At 72.7% G+C, this 15,828-nt stretch carries 12 protein-coding genes; 6 read left to right on the top strand and 6 right to left on the bottom strand.

All coding sequences use genetic code 11. The features are described from left to right. Window positions 1-427 precede the first annotated feature (427 nt). A complete protein-coding gene (locus tag ACH4J0_RS34955; protein WP_396245111.1) occupies window positions 428-595 on the top strand; it encodes a hypothetical protein in 168 nt (55 codons plus the stop codon). A 1,210-nt stretch (window positions 596-1,805) separates the two neighbouring features. Here ACH4J0_RS34955 and fabG read toward each other — a convergent pair. Beyond that, window positions 1,806-2,591: a 3-oxoacyl-ACP reductase FabG gene (gene fabG, locus ACH4J0_RS34950; protein ID WP_396245110.1), complete on the bottom strand. Its 786-nt coding sequence runs from the start codon at window positions 2,589-2,591 to the stop codon at window positions 1,806-1,808. 284 nt (window positions 2,592-2,875) lie between these two features. Between fabG and ACH4J0_RS34945 the strand changes: the two genes are divergently transcribed. From ACH4J0_RS34945 to ACH4J0_RS34930, 4 genes are all read left to right on the top strand, one after another. Next, window positions 2,876-3,310: an ester cyclase gene (locus tag ACH4J0_RS34945; protein WP_350515516.1), complete on the top strand. Its 435-nt coding sequence runs from the start codon at window positions 2,876-2,878 to the stop codon at window positions 3,308-3,310. Between the two features lie 2 nt (window positions 3,311-3,312). After that, a complete protein-coding gene (locus ACH4J0_RS34940) occupies window positions 3,313-4,152 on the top strand; it encodes an NAD(P)H-binding protein (RefSeq protein WP_396245109.1) in 840 nt (279 codons plus the stop codon). A gap of 34 nt (window positions 4,153-4,186) precedes the next feature. Then, entirely contained in the window at window positions 4,187-5,056 is an 870-nt protein-coding gene (locus ACH4J0_RS34935; RefSeq protein WP_396245107.1) for an NmrA/HSCARG family protein, read from the top strand. Window positions 5,057-5,159: 103 nt separating this feature from the next. After that, complete coding sequence (locus tag ACH4J0_RS34930; protein WP_396245106.1) at window positions 5,160-6,764, top strand: PDR/VanB family oxidoreductase; 1,605 nt, start codon at window positions 5,160-5,162, stop codon at window positions 6,762-6,764. A gap of 68 nt (window positions 6,765-6,832) precedes the next feature. Here ACH4J0_RS34930 and ACH4J0_RS34925 read toward each other — a convergent pair whose 3' ends face one another. The 5 genes from ACH4J0_RS34925 to ACH4J0_RS34905 form a co-directional block, all read right to left on the bottom strand. Further along, the gene (locus ACH4J0_RS34925) at window positions 6,833-8,110 is read right to left on the bottom strand and encodes an SWIM zinc finger family protein (protein WP_396245105.1); all 1,278 of its coding nucleotides are present in this window, start codon (window positions 8,108-8,110) and stop codon (window positions 6,833-6,835) included. Then, window positions 8,107-11,031 carry a DEAD/DEAH box helicase gene (locus ACH4J0_RS34920; RefSeq protein WP_396245104.1) on the bottom strand — a complete coding sequence of 975 codons (2,925 nt, stop codon included), beginning with the start codon at window positions 11,029-11,031 and terminating at the stop codon, window positions 8,107-8,109. Before ACH4J0_RS34920 ends, ACH4J0_RS34925 begins: the two co-directional genes overlap by 4 nt. Window positions 11,032-11,059: 28 nt before the next feature. Then, the gene (locus ACH4J0_RS34915) at window positions 11,060-12,115 is read right to left on the bottom strand and encodes an alpha/beta hydrolase (RefSeq protein WP_396245103.1); all 1,056 of its coding nucleotides are present in this window, start codon (window positions 12,113-12,115) and stop codon (window positions 11,060-11,062) included. Window positions 12,116-12,234: 119 nt separating this feature from the next. Beyond that, entirely contained in the window at window positions 12,235-13,272 is a 1,038-nt protein-coding gene (locus ACH4J0_RS34910) for an alpha-ketoacid dehydrogenase subunit beta (RefSeq protein WP_396245102.1), read from the bottom strand. A 12-nt stretch (window positions 13,273-13,284) separates the two neighbouring features. Continuing rightward, a complete protein-coding gene (locus tag ACH4J0_RS34905) occupies window positions 13,285-14,301 on the bottom strand; it encodes a thiamine pyrophosphate-dependent dehydrogenase E1 component subunit alpha (protein ID WP_396245101.1) in 1,017 nt (338 codons plus the stop codon). 185 nt (window positions 14,302-14,486) lie between these two features. Here ACH4J0_RS34905 and ACH4J0_RS34900 point away from each other — a divergent pair, with 185 nt between their 5' ends. After that, complete coding sequence (locus ACH4J0_RS34900; protein WP_396245099.1) at window positions 14,487-15,608, top strand: P450-derived glycosyltransferase activator; 1,122 nt, start codon at window positions 14,487-14,489, stop codon at window positions 15,606-15,608. Window positions 15,609-15,828 lie beyond the last annotated feature (220 nt).

Raw genomic sequence — 15,828 nt, 5'->3', positions numbered from 1 at the left:
GGTCAGGCCCCCACCCTGCGCATACCGCATGTCAACGGCATACCGCAGGGATCACTACCTGTCACTACCCGACAACAGCATGAAATCCTCAGTAACAAAGCCCTACTACCTGACCGCCATGAAACCGCTGGTCACAGTCACAACCTGGAGTCTCCGGCCAAGCCGGTGCGGTTCACTGGCCGTAGAAGGAGCCGATGAGCATGCTGGTGAGCGCATCGAGGTCGCCGGAGCCGAGCCGGCGGAGGCGGAGACGGAGGAGGCGAAGACGGAGGAGCGGGCAGGCCGACCCGGCCGGCGGGGATCATGGCGAGGAACTCGCCGCGGCCCTCGCCGAGCGCGGCCTGCAGGCCGGCCCAGTTGGACGCCGCCGAGACCAGATGGCTGGCCATGGTGATCACCGATACCCGGGGCACGGGAGAATGATCAGGTGACCAGCAATCAGCCCCTGCCCCGGGGCCCCACCTCCCTGATCCCCGACGCCCGCACCCAGGCAACCCCCGGCGAGCGGGCCGCCTCCCAGCTCCTCCACCTGCGTGAGGCCACCGCGCCCGTGCCGATCCTCGCCGCAGCCGCCGAACTGATCGCCCACAGCTGAAGGACCCGGACCCGGTCACCCAGGAAGCAGCCGCCGCCGTCCACGCCCACCTGCTCGCCGCCATCGAAGACGCGGCACCGGGGCGGTATCCGCCCCGACGTCTCAGCACCTGTCCCAGCCCGGCAGCAGAACACCGCCCCCGGGGAAAAGGCCTTGGACTGTCCTAGCGAAACGGCTGAAACGCAACGCCAGCTACACCGATATCTCCCACTTCATGGCCGGCCGTGACCTCCGGTTCCCCTCCGGTGCCCACCGGCTCGCCGGCGACCACGCCGTCCGAGGCTGGTGGCGCGCGCTCGTCGCCGAGCAGCAAGACCGTTTTGGCATCGCGCGCTGAACAGTGAGGCTGTCCCGGTCGGGGGCCTCACTTCGCCAGGCCTGCCGAACTTCCCGATCACACCCATACCGATGGCCAGGCCCGTCAGGCCCTCGAAGGGCCTGGCCATCATGGTGCCAGCGCGGGAGGTCAGCCGGTCCGGCCGAGGTGGGTCACCAACACTTCCCCGGAGACCTCGCAGCGGTGCACGGCGGACGACGGCATGCAGGCCTCAGCCGACTGGTTCCGTGTCCCCGAACTGCGTGAGGGTGCCCGCCTCCAGGGCACCCTCACGTTCGTTCAGGACGTGCTGTGTTCCGGGGCTAGCCTGTGGATGGCCTCGGGGAGGCCAACGGCGAGCACCACATTTTGGACTTCTTTCCAGAGCTGCAGCGAGTCACCTGACTCCTTCTGCGTCGAAGCCGTCTCCCTAGGCTCGCCACCCCGCCAACTCGCGCCACTCGGCCACCACTCCCGGCCCCGGTCGGAGGCCGCCGCATCACCGTCTCGCCCCGAGCCCGGACGGGATTGTCGTGAGATCCCGCAGAGGCCGGCCCCTCGTACGGAGCAACCATCCCCCGGTGCGGGGCGGCCGTCGTGACCTGGCGGGAGGGCGGGTCGTCGGGGCCGCCCGGTGTACCGGCCGCGATCGAGTCGGATGTGAAGGCCCGTCCTGGGTTCTCCGTACCGTCCAAGGGGGTGCTGGCGACGAGGTACCCCGATCCCGAAAACACTGTATTCACAGACTCTCCGTTCACCATCAAATCGGCGACGGAGTCGAACATTCGTGCAAGTCCGTGATCTGCGAGTCCGGACGTGGCCCTGCTGTGGTGCCTCCGGCTGGAGCCCCCCCGGGGGGGGCGTTGCCGCTGTCGTTGGCCCCTCCTTCCCGGGTCAGAAGTTGCCTAGGCCGCCGCAGACGTTGAGGGCCTGGGAGGTGATGGAGGCGGCCGTGTCGGTGGTCAGGTAGCCGACCAGACCGGCGACCTCCTCCGGGGTGGAGTACCGGCCGAGCGGGATCTTGGCGGTGAACTTCTGCATGATCTGCTCTTCGGATGTGCCGTACGCGGCCGCGTAGCCCGAGCGCACGCGCTGGGCCATCGGGGTCTCGACGTATCCCGGGCAGACGGCGTTCACGGTGATGCCGCTGGGGGCGAGCTCGTTGCCGAGGGCCTTGGTGAAGCCGACGACACCGTGCTTGGAGGCGGAGTAGGGGGCGCCGAGCACGACGCCCTGCTTGCCGGCGGTGGAGGCGATGTTGATGATCCGGCCACGGCCGGAGCCTTCCATGCCGCCGTTCTTGATGACCTCTCGGGTCATCCGGAAGACGCTGGTGAGATTGGTGGTGATGACGTCGTCCCACAGCTCGTCGGTGAGGTCGGCGGTGGGACCGCCGCCGCTGCGGCCGGCGTTGTTGACGAGGATGCCGATCGGGCCGAAGGCTTCGACGGCGGCCGCGACGAGCGCCTTGACCGACCCGGGGTCGCGGACGTCGGCGACGGCGCCGGCCACTTCCAGGCCCTCGGCACGCAGTTCCGCCACCGTCCCCTTGACCTGCTGCTCGGTCCGGGCGCAGAGGAAGACCCGGTGACCGCGGCGGGCGAGGTCGCGCACCACGGCCAGCCCGATCCCGCTGGTGCCGCCGGTGACCAGGGCCACCGTGTTGCTCTCTGTCGTCATTGGTCTACCTCCGTCAAGGGCATGGACGCGTCCGACCATCTCTCCAAGCGCTCGACGGCTGCCCGAGCGGCACTTGAGGGCCGGGCCCGCGCCACGGCCGCAGAGCCTCGCTCGAAATCCCCTCGAAGTCTGCTGCACATTCCTTCGAGTTCCCTTCCAGAATTGTTCGATTCTCACCGATGGGACATGACTCGCATATTCCCGGAGGTTGTCCGGACGCCTTCTTTTCCACCAAGATTGCGAAAGACCCGGAGAGCTGGGACATATTCCGAGGAAGGAATGCGATGAGCGGCCAGATAGACGCTGTGCGCCGGATGATCCAGGCCTACAACACCGGAAACACCGACGACGTGGCGGAATACATCCACCCGGATTACCTCAATCCGGCCTCGATGGAGCACATGGACCTGCGTGGTCCCGATTCCTTCGCCATGGCCGTCAAGTGGCTGCGGATGACGTTCTCCCAGGAGGCCCGCCTGGAGGAGGTGCAGCTGGAGGAGCGCGGCGAATGGGTACGCGCGTACCTCGTCCTCTACGGCCGCCACGTGGGCGACCTCGTCGGCATGGCCGCCACCGGCCGGGTCTTCTCCGGCGAGCAGATCCACCTGATCCGCTTCGTCGACGGCAAGATCCGCGACCACCGCGACTGGCCGGACTACCAGGGCACGTACCGGCAGCTCGGCTCCCCGTGGCCGGAGCCGCAGGGCTGGAGGGACTGAGCATGTTCCTCGTCACCGGAGCCACTGGCAAGGTCGGCCGCGAGGCCGTCGACCAGCTGCTCGCGCTGGGCCACCCGGTCCGTGCGCTGAGCCGCAACCCCGAGGAGGCGAACCTGCCCGCGGGCGTGGAGGTGGCGGCGGGCAGCCCCGCCGACCCCGCCTCGCTCGCGGCCGCCTTCGACGGGGTCGCCGCAGCCCTGGTGGTGCTCTCCGGCGACGTCGCCGGTGAGGCGGCCAACGTGGCAGCTGCCGCCCGCGCGGCCGGCACCTCCCAGATCGTGCTGCTGTCCTCCGCCGGCATCGAGCACCCGTTGCCGCACAGCATCTCGCAGGAGCACCGGGCCTCCGAGGTGGCGATCGAGGAGTCTGGGGTGCCGTGGACCTTCCTGCGGCCGGGCCCGTTCCACGCCAACACCTCCTGGTGGATCCGTACGGTCCGCGAGACCGACTCGGTGCGCTGCTGGATCGGCAACAACCCCGGTGCTCCGATCGACGAGTACGACATCGCCTCGGTCGCGGTGGTCGCGCTCACGCAGAACGGCCACCTGGGGAAGTCGTACCTGCTCACCGGCCCGGAGACGCTGACCTCCGAGGATCAGGCCCGGATCCTGGGCGAAGTGCTGGGACGGGACCTGGAGTTCTCGGTGGCGCCGCCCGAGGAGGTGGTGGACGTGTTCACCGGGATCACCGGGGACCGCCCGGCCGCCGAGACCAACGTGGCGGCCCTGCGCAGCCCCGAGGTGCCGTGGGCCAAGCCCACCCGCGCGGTGCGTGACCTCACCGGACGCGAGCCGCGCCCCTACCGCCGGTGGGCCGTGGAGAACGCGGCCCTGTTCGACTGAGCAGCCGGAACCCGAATCCGAAGGGGATTGTCAGATGAGCAGGATCCTGGTGACCGGTGCGACCGGTCTGCAGGGCGGGGCGGTGGCCCGTGAGCTGGTCCGCCGCGGCCGGTCGGTGTCGGCGCTGGTGCGGGACCCGGCCTCGGAGCGGGCGCGAGCGCTCGCGGACCTGGGCGTGGAACTGGTCCGCGGCGACCTGGACGACGAGTCCTCGCTGCGGTCGGCGCTGAAGGGCTTCCACGGCCTGTTCGCCGTGCAGAACTTCATGACCCCGGCCGGGCTGGGCGGCGAGGTCCGCCAGGGCCGGGCGCTCGCACGGGCCGCGAAGGCGGCCGGAATCGGCCACGTGGTGTACACGTCCGTGGGCGGCGCGGACCGGGAGAGCGGGGTCCCGCACTTCGACTCCAAGCGGGGCATCGAGCGGTACCTGGAGCGCACGGGTGTGCCGCTGACGGTGCTGCGCCCGACGTTTTTCATGGACAACTTCGCCGCCCACGGGCCGGAGCTGGTGGACGGCACGCTGGTGGTGCGGCTGGCGCTGCGGCCCGACACCCGGGTGCAGTTCATCGCGGTCGACGACATCGGCTGGTTCGCCGCCGAGGCCTTCGACCGGCCGGAGGCGTACGTCGGCCGGGCGGTGGAGATCGCCGGTGACGCCCTGACCGCGACGGAGATCGCGCAGGCGTTCTCGGCGCGCTCGGGCCTGCCGGCCCGGTTCGAGGAGCTGGCGCTGGACGCGGTGGCGAACAACCCGTACATCCCCAACGCCCCCGATATCGCCCTGATGTTCGAGTGGTTCCAGTTCCACGGGTACCAGGCCGACATCGAGTCGCTGCGGGCCGAGCACCCGGGGCTGCAGTCCTTCGCGACGTACCTCAAGGGCATCGAGGTGCCCACGGCCTGACGGCCGGACGGCAACGGCAACGGCAACGGCAACGGCACCTGACACGCACGAAACGCAAGAGGAGAGCGAGACCGCCTTGGCAACCCCGACTCGGCACCGGTCCTTGCCCACATCCACCCCCGACAGGCCCGAGGAGGCGATCAGGAAGGAGGAGCAGCAGCCCGAAACCCCGTCCGGAGCGGGACGGAAGGAGTCCCGGCTGAGCCCCAGGGGGCGGAAGCTGACCCTCGCCCTGCACATCACGTCATCGGTCGGCTGGATGGGCCTGTCCATGTCGATGGCCACGCTCGCGCTCATCGGCTACCTCACCTCGGATCCCGGTGTGGCCAAGGGCGCGTACTACGCGATGTACGTCTTCGACGAGAGCACCGTCTCGGTGATCAGCCTGGTCTGCGGGGTCACCGGCGTGCTGCTGGGGCGCGGGACGCCGTGGGGCCTGCTGCGCCACTGGTGGGTGGTGGTCAAGTGGGTCATCACCCTGGCCGTCGCGATGATCGCCTGGGTGTACACCCATCCGCTGGTGCTGACCGCCGCCGAGAAGGCGGCCGCGTCCGAGGGCGGGGTCTACCGGCCGGGGCCGGAGGGCACCCTGCTCGCCTGGACAGTGCCGCCGCTCTTCTGCGCGCTGCTGTTCCTGGGCTTCGTCTCGGTCTACAAGCCGTGGGGGCGTACCCGCCGCGGGCGCCGGTACGCACAGAGCCGCGCGGGTTCGCCCGCCCCGTCCTCCGGCCGGGGTTCCGGTCCGGGCGCCGGCCCGCTGCGGGTCGCGGACGTCCCGGTGATCGTCGAGGCCGCCGACCGGCTGGCCGAGGGCGTCGTGGGCCTGCGGCTGGCTCCCGTGTCCCGGGCCGCCACCGATCCGTGGCGGGCGGGTGCGCACATCGACCTCGTCCTGCCCTCGGGGAAGGTGCGCCAGTACTCCCTGCACGGCGACCCCGCGGACGGCTCGGCGTACCAGGTGGCGGTGCTGCGGGAACTGGAGGGCAGAGGCGGCTCGGCCGAGGTCCACACCCTGTCCGTGGGCGACCGCATCGCCGTACGCGGCCCGCGCAACCACTTCCCGCTGGCCGACGCCCCCGCCTACCTGTTCGTCGCGGGCGGCATCGGGATCGTCCCCTTCCTGCCCATGATCGAGCAGGCCGAACGGCTGGGCACCCCCTGGCGGCTGCTGTACGTGGGCCGCAGCCGCGCCTCCATGGCGTTCCTGCCGCGGCTGGAGCGGTACGCAGCGCAACGGGTCTCCGTGTACGCGCGCGACCTGACGGACCGTCCCGACCTCGCCGCGCACCTGTCGGCGAGCCCGGCAGGCACGGCGGTGTACTGCTGCGGCCCGGACGGGCTGATGCGGGCCGTCGAGGAGCTGATGGACAGCGCCTGTCCCACAGGGAGCCTGCACCTGGAGCGTTTCGCGGCCGCCACGGACACCGTCGTGGGCGAGAACCTGCCGTTCGAGGTCGAACTCGGCAGCACCGGCACGGTGGTGAGCGTCCGGGCCGACCAGTCGGCGCTGGAGGCCCTGCGGGAGGAGTCGCCCGGACTCGCCGCCTCCTGCGAGGACGGCCTGTGCGGCAGCTGCGAGCTGCGCGTGCTGCGGGGTACCCCCGAACACCGCGACCACGTGCTCTCCCCCGCCGAGCGCGGGCGTACCGACGTGATGTACCCGTGCGTCTCGCGGGCCCACGGCGGCCGCGTCGTGGTGGACCTGTAGCGCGTAAGGGCCCGGGACAAAACTGTGTGTGCGTCCCGGGCCCTTACGCTGCGCACGGCGCCGGCGGTTCAGCCGCCGAGGAGCTCGGCGAGGACCTCGGCCGGGTCGTGGTGCGGTGCGGCGGCCGGCCACCACCGGCCGTCCTCCTTCCGGTAGGGGTACCAGCGGCCGTCCCGGCCGTAGCGCAGCTGGAGCCCGCTGCCGACCAGCGTCCAGCGGTTCTCCCGCACCTCCAGCTCGGGGAGTTCGTTCTGCTCCCAGCCCGCGGTGAGCGCGGTGCTCGCCCGGGCGGTGTCCTGCCTCGGCGGCGTCCACGCCTGCTCCAGCACGTCCAGCCCGGCGCTCCCGCCCAGCCGCCACGCCTCGGCCGCCCGGTCCAGCTGCTCCGGGCCGCCGCAGGCCTCCCGCACGCGGGCCAGGACCCTCGCCCCGGGGCGGGTCGCCGCGATCCGTACGCAGTCCCGCCAGAGGTCGAGCGGCGCCGGCGGCGTGGCGGTGAAACCGTGGGTGTAGGCGAGCAGCTCACGGGCGCGCACGGCCGCGTCGGTGACCAGCTGCTCCAGCGGGTCGGCCCCGGCCGAGGACGCGTCCTGGCGCACGGGCGGCCCGGGCAGCGGCGGCAGCTCGGGTAGCGCCGCCGGCTCACGGCCGAAGACCTCCTCGGCGGGAGTGCCGTCCGGCAGCTGCGCCGCGGCGGCCTGCGAACCGGCCTCGGCTTCCTCCTCCGCCCCGTCGGCGTCCTCGTCCCCGAGACCGCCGACGATCGCCTGCATCAGCAGGACGGACCGGAGTTCCTCCCGCGCCTCCTGCGCGCCGCACCCCCGCAACAGGAGCAGCAGCATCGCGTCCTCGTCCAGCAGCCAGGACGCCTGGTAGCAGAGCGCAGCCGCGTGCTTGCAGGGGTGCTCGAACGCGTCACAGTCGCAGTCCGCCTCCAAGTCGCCGTAGCCGGGCAGCAGCCGCACCCGTGCGTCCTCCGCGGCCTCCAGCAGGTCGGGCGGCAGTTGCCCGGCGAGCAGCTCCTCGGCGACGTCCGGCCGCTCGGCGGCCTTCTCCCAGAGCGACTCCCACTCGTCCTCGTCGAGCTCCTCCAGGGTGAGCACCGTCTTGAATGGGGTGTCACCTTCATAGCTGGCGGTGGAGAGGCGACCGGGGCTGACCGTGATCGGCCCGAGCCGGCCGGTGCGCGCGAAGGCCCGGCCCTTCTTCAGCGTCTCCTCGTCCAGGGAGGTGTCCTCCAGCGCGTCCGCCCAGGCCTTGCCCCACCAGGACTGGCCGCGTGCCCGGCTGCCCCGGCGCGCGGCAAAGGCCGGAAAGCCCCGCGCGCCCGTCTCTTCCCCGCTCATCCCGCGCTCCTCAGTTCGACCAGGTTGGCCAGCTCGTCGTTGGTCAGCTGCGTCAGTGCCTGCTCCCCGGAGCCCAGCACGGCGTCCGCCAGGCCCTGCTTCGCCTCGAGCAGGACGGCGATGCGGTCCTCGACCGTACCCTCGGCGATCATCCGGTGCACCTGGACGGTGCGCGTCTGCCCGATGCGATAGGCGCGGTCGGTGGCCTGGGCCTCCACCGCCGGGTTCCACCAGCGGTCGTAGTGCACGACGTGGTCGGCGCGGGTGAGGTTGAGTCCGGTGCCGGCGGCCTTGAGGGACAGCAGGAAGACGGGCACCTCCCCGTCCTGGAACTGACGGACCATCTCCTCGCGGCGCGGCACCGGGGTGCCGCCGTGCAGCAGCAGCGTGGGGACGCCGCGCTCGCGCAGGTGCGCCTCCAACAGCCGTGCCATGGTGACGTACTGGGTGAAGACCAGCACGGCCCCGTCCTCGGAGATGATGGTGTCCAGCAGTTCGTCGAGCAGTTCCAGCTTGCCGGAACGGCCGGCCAGCCGGGCGCCTTCCGCCTCCTTGAGGAACTGCGCGGGGTGGTTGCAGATCTGCTTCAGACCGGTGAGCAGCTTGAGCACCAGACCGCTCCGGGCGATGCCCTTGGTGGCCTTGATCTGCGCCATGACCTCACGGACCTGGGTCTCGTACAGGGTCCGCTGCTCAGGGGTGAGGCAGACCGGGCGGTCCGTCTCGGTCTTCGGCGGGAGTTCGGGGGCGATGCCCGGGTCCGACTTCTTGCGGCGGAGCATGAACGGCCGGACCAGTTCGGCCAGTCGATGTGCGGTGGGGCCGTACTCCCCCTCCTCCCCCGGCGGCGGTCCGAACTCCGCGCGTTCCTTGCGTTCGGCCTCGATGGCGGCGATCCAGCGGCTGCGGAAGTGGCCGTGGCCGCCGAGGAGTCCGGGGGTGGTCCAGTCGAGGACGGCCCAGAGTTCGGAGAGGTTGTTCTCGACCGGGGTGCCGGTCAGGGCGATCCTGGCGTCGGCGGGGATCAGCCGCAGCGCCTTCGCGGTGCTGGAGTGCGGGTTCTTGACGTGCTGGGCCTCATCGGCGACGACCGCGCTCCAGCGGTGCGCGCCGAGCCGCTCGGCGTCCAGGCGCATGGTGCCGTAGGTGGTCAGGACGAAGCCCGAGTCGGCGCCGTCCAGGGTGCGGTCGGGGCCGTGGTAGCGGCGCACGGGCGTGCCGGGGGCGAACTTGCCGACCTCGCGCTGCCAGTTACCCAGCAGAGAGGCGGGGCAGACGACGAGGGTGGGGCCGGCGCTGTCCGGGTGCTCCTGGCGCAGCAGGTGCAGCGAGATCAGCTGGACGGTCTTGCCCAGGCCCATGTCGTCGGCGAGGCAGCCGCCGAGACCGAGCGAGGTAAGGCGGTCCATCCAGCGCAGGCCGCGCAGTTGGTAGTCGCGCAGGGTGGCCGCGAGCGCGGCGGGCTGCTCGACCGCTTCGCTGCTGCCGTCGGGTTCGGCCAGGCGCCGGCGCAGGGCGAGCAGCCAGTCGCTGGACGCGACCCGCACCTGTTTGCCGCCGATCTCGGTGTACCCGGTGAGGGCGACGGCGAGCGCCTCGATGGCGGTGAGCGGTTTGAGGTCGCGTTCGGCGGCCTTGCGGGCGAGGTCGGCGCCGATGAACACCCACTGCCCGCGCAGCAGGACCAGCGGCTGGTCGGCGGCGGCGATCTCGGCCGTCTCCTGCTCGGTGAGGGCTTCCCCGTCGAGCTCGAGCTGCCAGCGCAGGTCGACCGTGGCGCCACCGCCGAAGAAGGACCGCAGGTCGATGGGCGGGGTCCGCTCGCCGCCGACGACGGCACGGCTGGTGAGGGAACGGATGGCCTCCGCGGGCCAGAGCACCTCGACGCCGTGGGCGGCGAGCCGGCCGGCGGTTTCGCCGAGCAGGTCCTGGACCTCGTGGTCGGCGAGGTCCAGTGCGGAGGGCACCGGCAGCAGGCGGGAAAGGGGCTGCCAGACGTCGGCGGCCCGCCGTACGGCGAGGACGGTGTCGGCCTGGGCCCGCGGCCCGAACCCGGCTGCCTCGGCCGTGGCGAACAGCTCGTCGGCGTCGGCGCTGAGGGTCGGGTCGGCCAGGCTGGACACCTGGGGCACCAGGCGCAGGGCGGGCCGCCCGCCGTCGCCGGCGGCGGGCACCAGGTCCAGGCGCAGGGCCAGCCGCACGCCCGAGTCGAGGCCGGCGGAGATCTCCTCGGCCCAGGCGCGCAGCTGGGGGACGTACTGGGGTTCGACGGCGGCGAAGGCCGGGCGGCCGGTGGCGGCGGGTGCGGCGGCGGTGCGCGGCAGGGTGTCGGCGACCGCGTCGACGAAGGAGCGCAGCAGGGCGGCGGCGTCGGGCAGCAGCAGCGGGCCGCCCGGCGGGACGGGCAGCGGGACGGCGAGCGCCTCGGCCGGTGCCGCGGCGGCCAGCTCGCGCATGCGCCGGACGTCCTCCGGGGCGAGCGGGCCGGCGCGCCAGGTGTCGTAGCCGGTGGCGGAGACGCCGGGGAGCAGCCGTTCGCGGGCGGCGAGGTGCAGGCCGAGGGCGGTGGCGGCGCCCCAGAACGCGGCGGACGGGCTGGGGGTGACATCCGCGGTGCCGTTCGCGCTCCCGTCGGCGTTCGCTTCGGTGTGGAGCCGGCGGGCCAGGGTGAGGGTGGGCAGTGCCTGGGCGACGGTCAGGCGCAGAACCGGGCAGCGGCGTATGGCGAGGGTGCCGCCGTCGGCGGTGACCAGGTCGGCTTCGCCGGGTTCTCCGAAGGGCGGCTGTGCGGCGAGGCCGGGGCCGGCCGAGCCGTCGGGGTACCGGAACACGAGCCTTCCGGTACGCGCCGGATCGCCCGGCTCGAAGGCTACCGCGCACTGCGCCAGCAGGTCGGCCTGCTCACGCGACATCCACACCATCTGTTCCGCCCCCTGGTTCGTCGTCCGGTCAACGTCCGCCGTCCACACGGCGTTTCGCCCAGTTCTGTGCGTAGGCGTACCACAGAGGGGCGGTGCGGTGCACATTGAGGCTGTGTCCGGTGGCCGGAACGGCGAGGGCTTCCAGCCGGGCCTCGGGTCCGTACAGGGGGGCGGCGGAGGCCTTCAGCGCGGCCGAGCTGGAGCAGTCGGAACCCTGGCCACCGCAGATGAGCTTGTCGTCCTGGCCGACGACGACGAGTACGGGGACGCGGATCCGCTGGTTGAGGGAGATGTCGCCATAGGCCGGGTCGGCGGGGTAGACATCCGGTTCGGTGGTGAGTTCGTCGTGCAGCAGCACGTACGGTTCGGTGGTCCGGCGGTCGTAGAACCAGGCGGCCTTGCCGCCGGGCCGCAGGGCGAGGTAGCCGTCGTCGAGACCGCGCCGGGCCAGCAGCGGGTGCTGTCCGGCGGGCACGTACAGGTGTCCCATCTGCTCGAACGCCGCGGTGTTGGGCGGGGTGCCCTCGCCGGTGAGGATGAGTCCGTCGACGGCGTCGGGGTGCTTGACCGCGACCATGCGGGCCACCGTCGAGCCGAAGGAGTGGCCGACCAGGACGACCTTCCGGTAGCCGCGGTCGCGCAGCGTGCGGATGAGCTGGAGGGTCACCAGCTCGTGGGTGCTGTCGGTGAAGCGGGAGCTGTGCGGAGCGGAGCTGGCCCCGGTGCCCAGCCGGTCGAACGCCAGGACGGCGTGGCCGGCCCCGGCGGCGGCCTCCACGTAGGAGGGGCCGCCGGTCCGGCCGTGCACGGTCCAGTAGTCCCGGTTGTAGGTGCCGCCGTGCAGCAGCAGTTGGACCGTGGTGGCACGTGCGGCGCGCGGGGTGCAGAGCGTGCCGGCGATCCGTTGGTCGGCGGGGGCGCCCTCGGCGACGGCCACCTGGGAGGTGAACGGCGCGCAGTTCGCCCCGGTCGGCCCGCCGGAGTGGGCGGCTGATGCGGTGGAGGCTGCTGCGGGGCTTCCGAGCAGGGGCAGCAGAAGTGCGCCGGCAGCGGCTGTCGCCAGGGCTCGGAAGCTCAGGGCCATCTGATTCTCCTGGAAGGTCGGTGCGGGTGGTGCGGGCATGCCGAGGGTCGGCCGGTGGCCCGCTCGACCACGGCCGACTCGCTCGATTCCACGTCCGGTTCCTTTCGTACGGATGCGGATCAGTACGGTCCGCTGAACCCGGCGTCCACCCCGGTCAGTACGGGCACGGCGGCCCCGCCCCAGCCCACCAGGTCGAGACAGGCTTCGGCGATCTTCGCGGCGCTGGGGTGGAACGCCTCCTCCAGCGGCCAGGACACCGGAGCGGGGCAGTCGGGGGGAGTGATCCTGCGGACCGGGGCGCGCAGCTCGCCCGGGATGCGCTCGGCGATCACCGCGGCCACCTCGGCCGAGAAGCCGTAGCGTGCCCAGCTCGTGTCGGCCACCACGACGCGGCCGGTCCGGGCGACCGACTCGCAGATGATGTCCTCGTCCAGCGGCCGGATGCTGCGCACGTCCACCACCTCGACGCTGACGCCCCGCCCGGCGAGCAGGTCGGCGGCGCGCTCCGCCTCGTGGACCATCAAGGAGGCGGCCACCACGGTCACGTCGGTGCCGTGACGGACGATGCGGCCCACGCCGAAGGGCACGGGCGCGAGTTCCTCGGGCACCTCGCCCTCGATCGGGTAGAGCGAGCGGTTCTCCATCAGCACCACGGGGGTGTCCGCCTCCAGGGCGGCGGCCAGCAGGCCCTTGGCGTCGGCCGGGGAGGCCGGGGCGGCGACGTACAGACCGGGGAAGTGGCCGAACGTCGCGTGCAGGCTCTGCGAGTGGGTGGCACCCTGGCCCCAGCCGCGGCCGACGACACCGCGCATGACGACCGGCACACCGCCCTTGTCCCCGTACATGTAGCGCCACTTGGACGCCAGGTTGATCATCGCGTCCATGGCCAGGAACATGAAGTCGGCCCGGGTGTGCACCACGAGGGGGCGCAGGCCCTGGTCGGCTGCGCCGATGCAGATGCCGGCGACGGCGTTCTCGCTGTTGGGGGTGTCGATCACCCGCTGGGCGCCGAAGCGTTCGAAGGCCGGGCCGGTGGTGCCGTAGGAGCCCTTGTGGTCGTCGACGTTCTGCCCGGCGATGATGATGCCCGGGTCGGCCTCCATGGCCTGGACGGTGCCCTCGGCGATCGCCTGCCAGTACGTGAGCTTCCGTGTCATCGTGATCTCCTGTCAGCTCGCGTCAACCGGGCGCCCGTAGGCCCCGTCGGTCAGCCGGTCCGCACCGGGGAAGGGCGCCGCCTTGGCAGCGGTGACCGCGAGCCGCGTCTCGTCGCGGAACTCCTGGTCCCAGCTGGCGACTTGCTCTTCGATGTCCGGTACGTCGGCGCGCAGTGCCGCCGTGCTCCGGCGGACCGGGCAGCGCTCCAGCCAGCCCTCCACCTCGGACTCGGGGCGGTCGATCCCGGTGTCGAAGCCCGGGCCGACGTGCTCGCGCCAGCGGTAAGTGTCCAGCTCCAGGAGGTAGGGACCCTGGCCGGCCCGGCAGTGGGCGGTGGCCCGCAGCATGGCCTCGTGGACGAGGGACACGTCGTTGCCGTCGACGCGCTCGGCGGCGATCCCGTACGCCCGGGCCCGCTCGGTGATCCCGGTGGTCGCGGAGTTCGCCGGCTGGCGGGCGCTGAGCGGGGAGGAGATCGAGTAGGAGTTGTTCTCACAGACGAAGACGACCGGGATCCGCTGGACCGCGGCGAAGTTGAGGGACTCGTGGAAGACGCCCTCCTCGCTGGCTCCGTCCCCAAAAAAGGTGGCCACGACCTGCGAGGAGCCCTGCTTGGCCAGAGCCCACGCGGCACCGGTGGCCACGGAGATCATCTCGCCGAGGATCGCGGCCGATCCGGCGAAGCCGACGGCCCGGTCGGTCAGGTGCACGGACCCGCCGCGCCCGCCCGAGCAGCCCGTTTCCTTGCCGTAGAGTTCGGCGACCATGCCGGTGAGGTCCCCGCCCTTGGCGAGGTAGGCGGCGTGGCTGCGGTGCCCGGTGTAGACGAGGTCGTCCTCGCGCAGGGCGGCGCAGACCCCGACGGCGGCGGCCTCCTGACCTACCGAGAAGTGCACCGGGGTGCGCATCTCCTGCTCGTCGCGGTAGAGGTCCGCCAGCTCCTCCTCGATGCGGCGGATGCGCACCATGCCTCGGAGCAGCGCGGCTGGATCCGCCACCGGGTCCTCGGATGTGTTGGGGTTCGGCACGACCGACCCACCTCCAGGATCGACTGAACAACGGAGGATGATCATCCCCGCGCCTGGTCAAGCTCCCCTGGAGCCGGAGCGGAGCGGCGGGCGGGGCCCGCGCTCGACCGATCCTCCGCTGTGCCCGCCTAGCCTGCGCGGTGCCCGCGGCGCGGACGCGCCCGCGAGGGAGAGGGGAGCCGTAGATGGTTGTGGCGGAGAAGGAGCTGGGCCGCCGGCTCCAGCTCGTCCAGGGAATCCACTGGTTGTACGGGGCGCAGGGCGACCCGTACGCCGCACTGCTGCGCGGGCACCACGGCCCGGACCCGCGGGAGCCGTACGCCCTCAACCGGGAGGCCGGGCCGCTGTGGCGCAGTCGTCTGGGCACCTGGGTGGCCGCCCGGTACGCCACCGCCGCCGAGCTGCTGGCCCTGCCGGTGCCGGAGGGCGGCCCGCTGCCCGCGGCCGTGGCCCAGCCGCAGGTGGCCGTGGCCTGGAACCAGGGGCTGCCCGCCCCGGATCCTGCGGACCGGCCCGGCGCCGACCGGGTACGGGCCCTGGCGGGGCCGGCCTGCGAGCGGCTCCTGGCAGGGCTGCGCGGGAAGGTGGACCTGGTCGCCGAGGTCGCCGCCCGGGTCCCTGTCGAGGTGCTGGCGGACCTGCACGGTCTGACCGGGGCGGACCGCGAGCGGCTGGCCGAGGCCTGCGCGGCGGCCGCCCCCGCGCTCGATGCGGCGCTGGCGCCGCCGTCGTACGGGGACGCCGCCCGGCTGCCGGCCGCCGTCGCCGCCCTGCGCGGGCTGCTGGGCGAGGCGGCCGTGCTGCGGGTGGTGGTGGAGGTGCGCGCCGCGCAGGAACTCGTCGCCGGGGCGCTGCACGCGCTGGTCGCCGGGCCGGGGCAGTGGGAGCTGCTCGCCGACCGGGGGCCGGACGGGGCGGCCGCGGTGGTGGCGGAGACACTGCGTCACGACCCGCCGGTGAAGGTGCACGTGTTCACCGCGGCGGCGGACACGGAGGCGGCCGGGCAGCGGATCGCGGCCGGGGAGCAGGTTGCCGTCCTGATCGGTGCGGCCAACCGGGACCCGGAGGTCTTCGACCGGCCTGACGTCTTCGACCCGCGCCGGGCCGAGAGGGCCGGCGCCGACCCGCGGCTGCTGGTCCCCGCGCCGTACGGGGTGCCGCTGGAGCCGTTCGCCGGGATCGTCGCCGAGACGGTGGTGGTGGCGCTCGCCGCGGCCCGTCCCGGGCTGCGTGCGGCCGGCTCCGCGGTGCGGCGCCCGCGGACGCCGGTGACGGGGGGTCTGCTAACGGTCCCCGCCCTGTTCTGACCGCCGCCCCGGACAGATGCCGAGGGCCCCTGCGGTGGCGGATTCAAGGAATCGCGGCAGCACACGACCGGTGTGACAGACGCTCGGCCGGCGTTTCTCAGCCGAGCGTCTTGCGTGGGCGGCTGTCGGGGTCGGCGGCGCCGGCCCGGACGCCGGCGTTCTCCCGGAGGCGGTCGGCGACGTGGATGCGCCCGGTCTCGCTCGGACATCGCGATGAGAC

This window comes from Kitasatospora sp. NPDC017646 (assembly GCF_044329365.1).
Classification (GTDB): Bacteria; Actinomycetota; Actinomycetes; order Streptomycetales; family Streptomycetaceae; genus Kitasatospora.
This window is presented reverse-complemented; position numbering and strand designations above follow the sequence as displayed.

Bases quoted from the DNA above. Each gene is read 5' to 3' on its own strand.
- fabG (WP_396245110.1), bottom strand. From the start codon at position 2,591: ATGACGACAGAGAGCAACACGGTGGCCCTGGTCACCGGCGGCACCAGC.
- ACH4J0_RS34945 (WP_350515516.1), top strand. From the start codon at position 2,876: ATGAGCGGCCAGATAGACGCTGTGCGCCGGATGATCCAGGCCTACAAC.
- ACH4J0_RS34940 (WP_396245109.1), top strand. From the start codon at position 3,313: ATGTTCCTCGTCACCGGAGCCACTGGCAAGGTCGGCCGCGAGGCCGTC.
- ACH4J0_RS34935 (WP_396245107.1), top strand. From the start codon at position 4,187: ATGAGCAGGATCCTGGTGACCGGTGCGACCGGTCTGCAGGGCGGGGCG.
- ACH4J0_RS34925 (WP_396245105.1), bottom strand. From the start codon at position 8,110: ATGAGCGGGGAAGAGACGGGCGCGCGGGGCTTTCCGGCCTTTGCCGCG.
- ACH4J0_RS34920 (WP_396245104.1), bottom strand. From the start codon at position 11,031: ATGGTGTGGATGTCGCGTGAGCAGGCCGACCTGCTGGCGCAGTGCGCG.
- ACH4J0_RS34915 (WP_396245103.1), bottom strand. From the start codon at position 12,115: ATGGCCCTGAGCTTCCGAGCCCTGGCGACAGCCGCTGCCGGCGCACTT.
- ACH4J0_RS34910 (WP_396245102.1), bottom strand. From the start codon at position 13,272: ATGACACGGAAGCTCACGTACTGGCAGGCGATCGCCGAGGGCACCGTC.
- ACH4J0_RS34900 (WP_396245099.1), top strand. From the start codon at position 14,487: ATGGTTGTGGCGGAGAAGGAGCTGGGCCGCCGGCTCCAGCTCGTCCAG.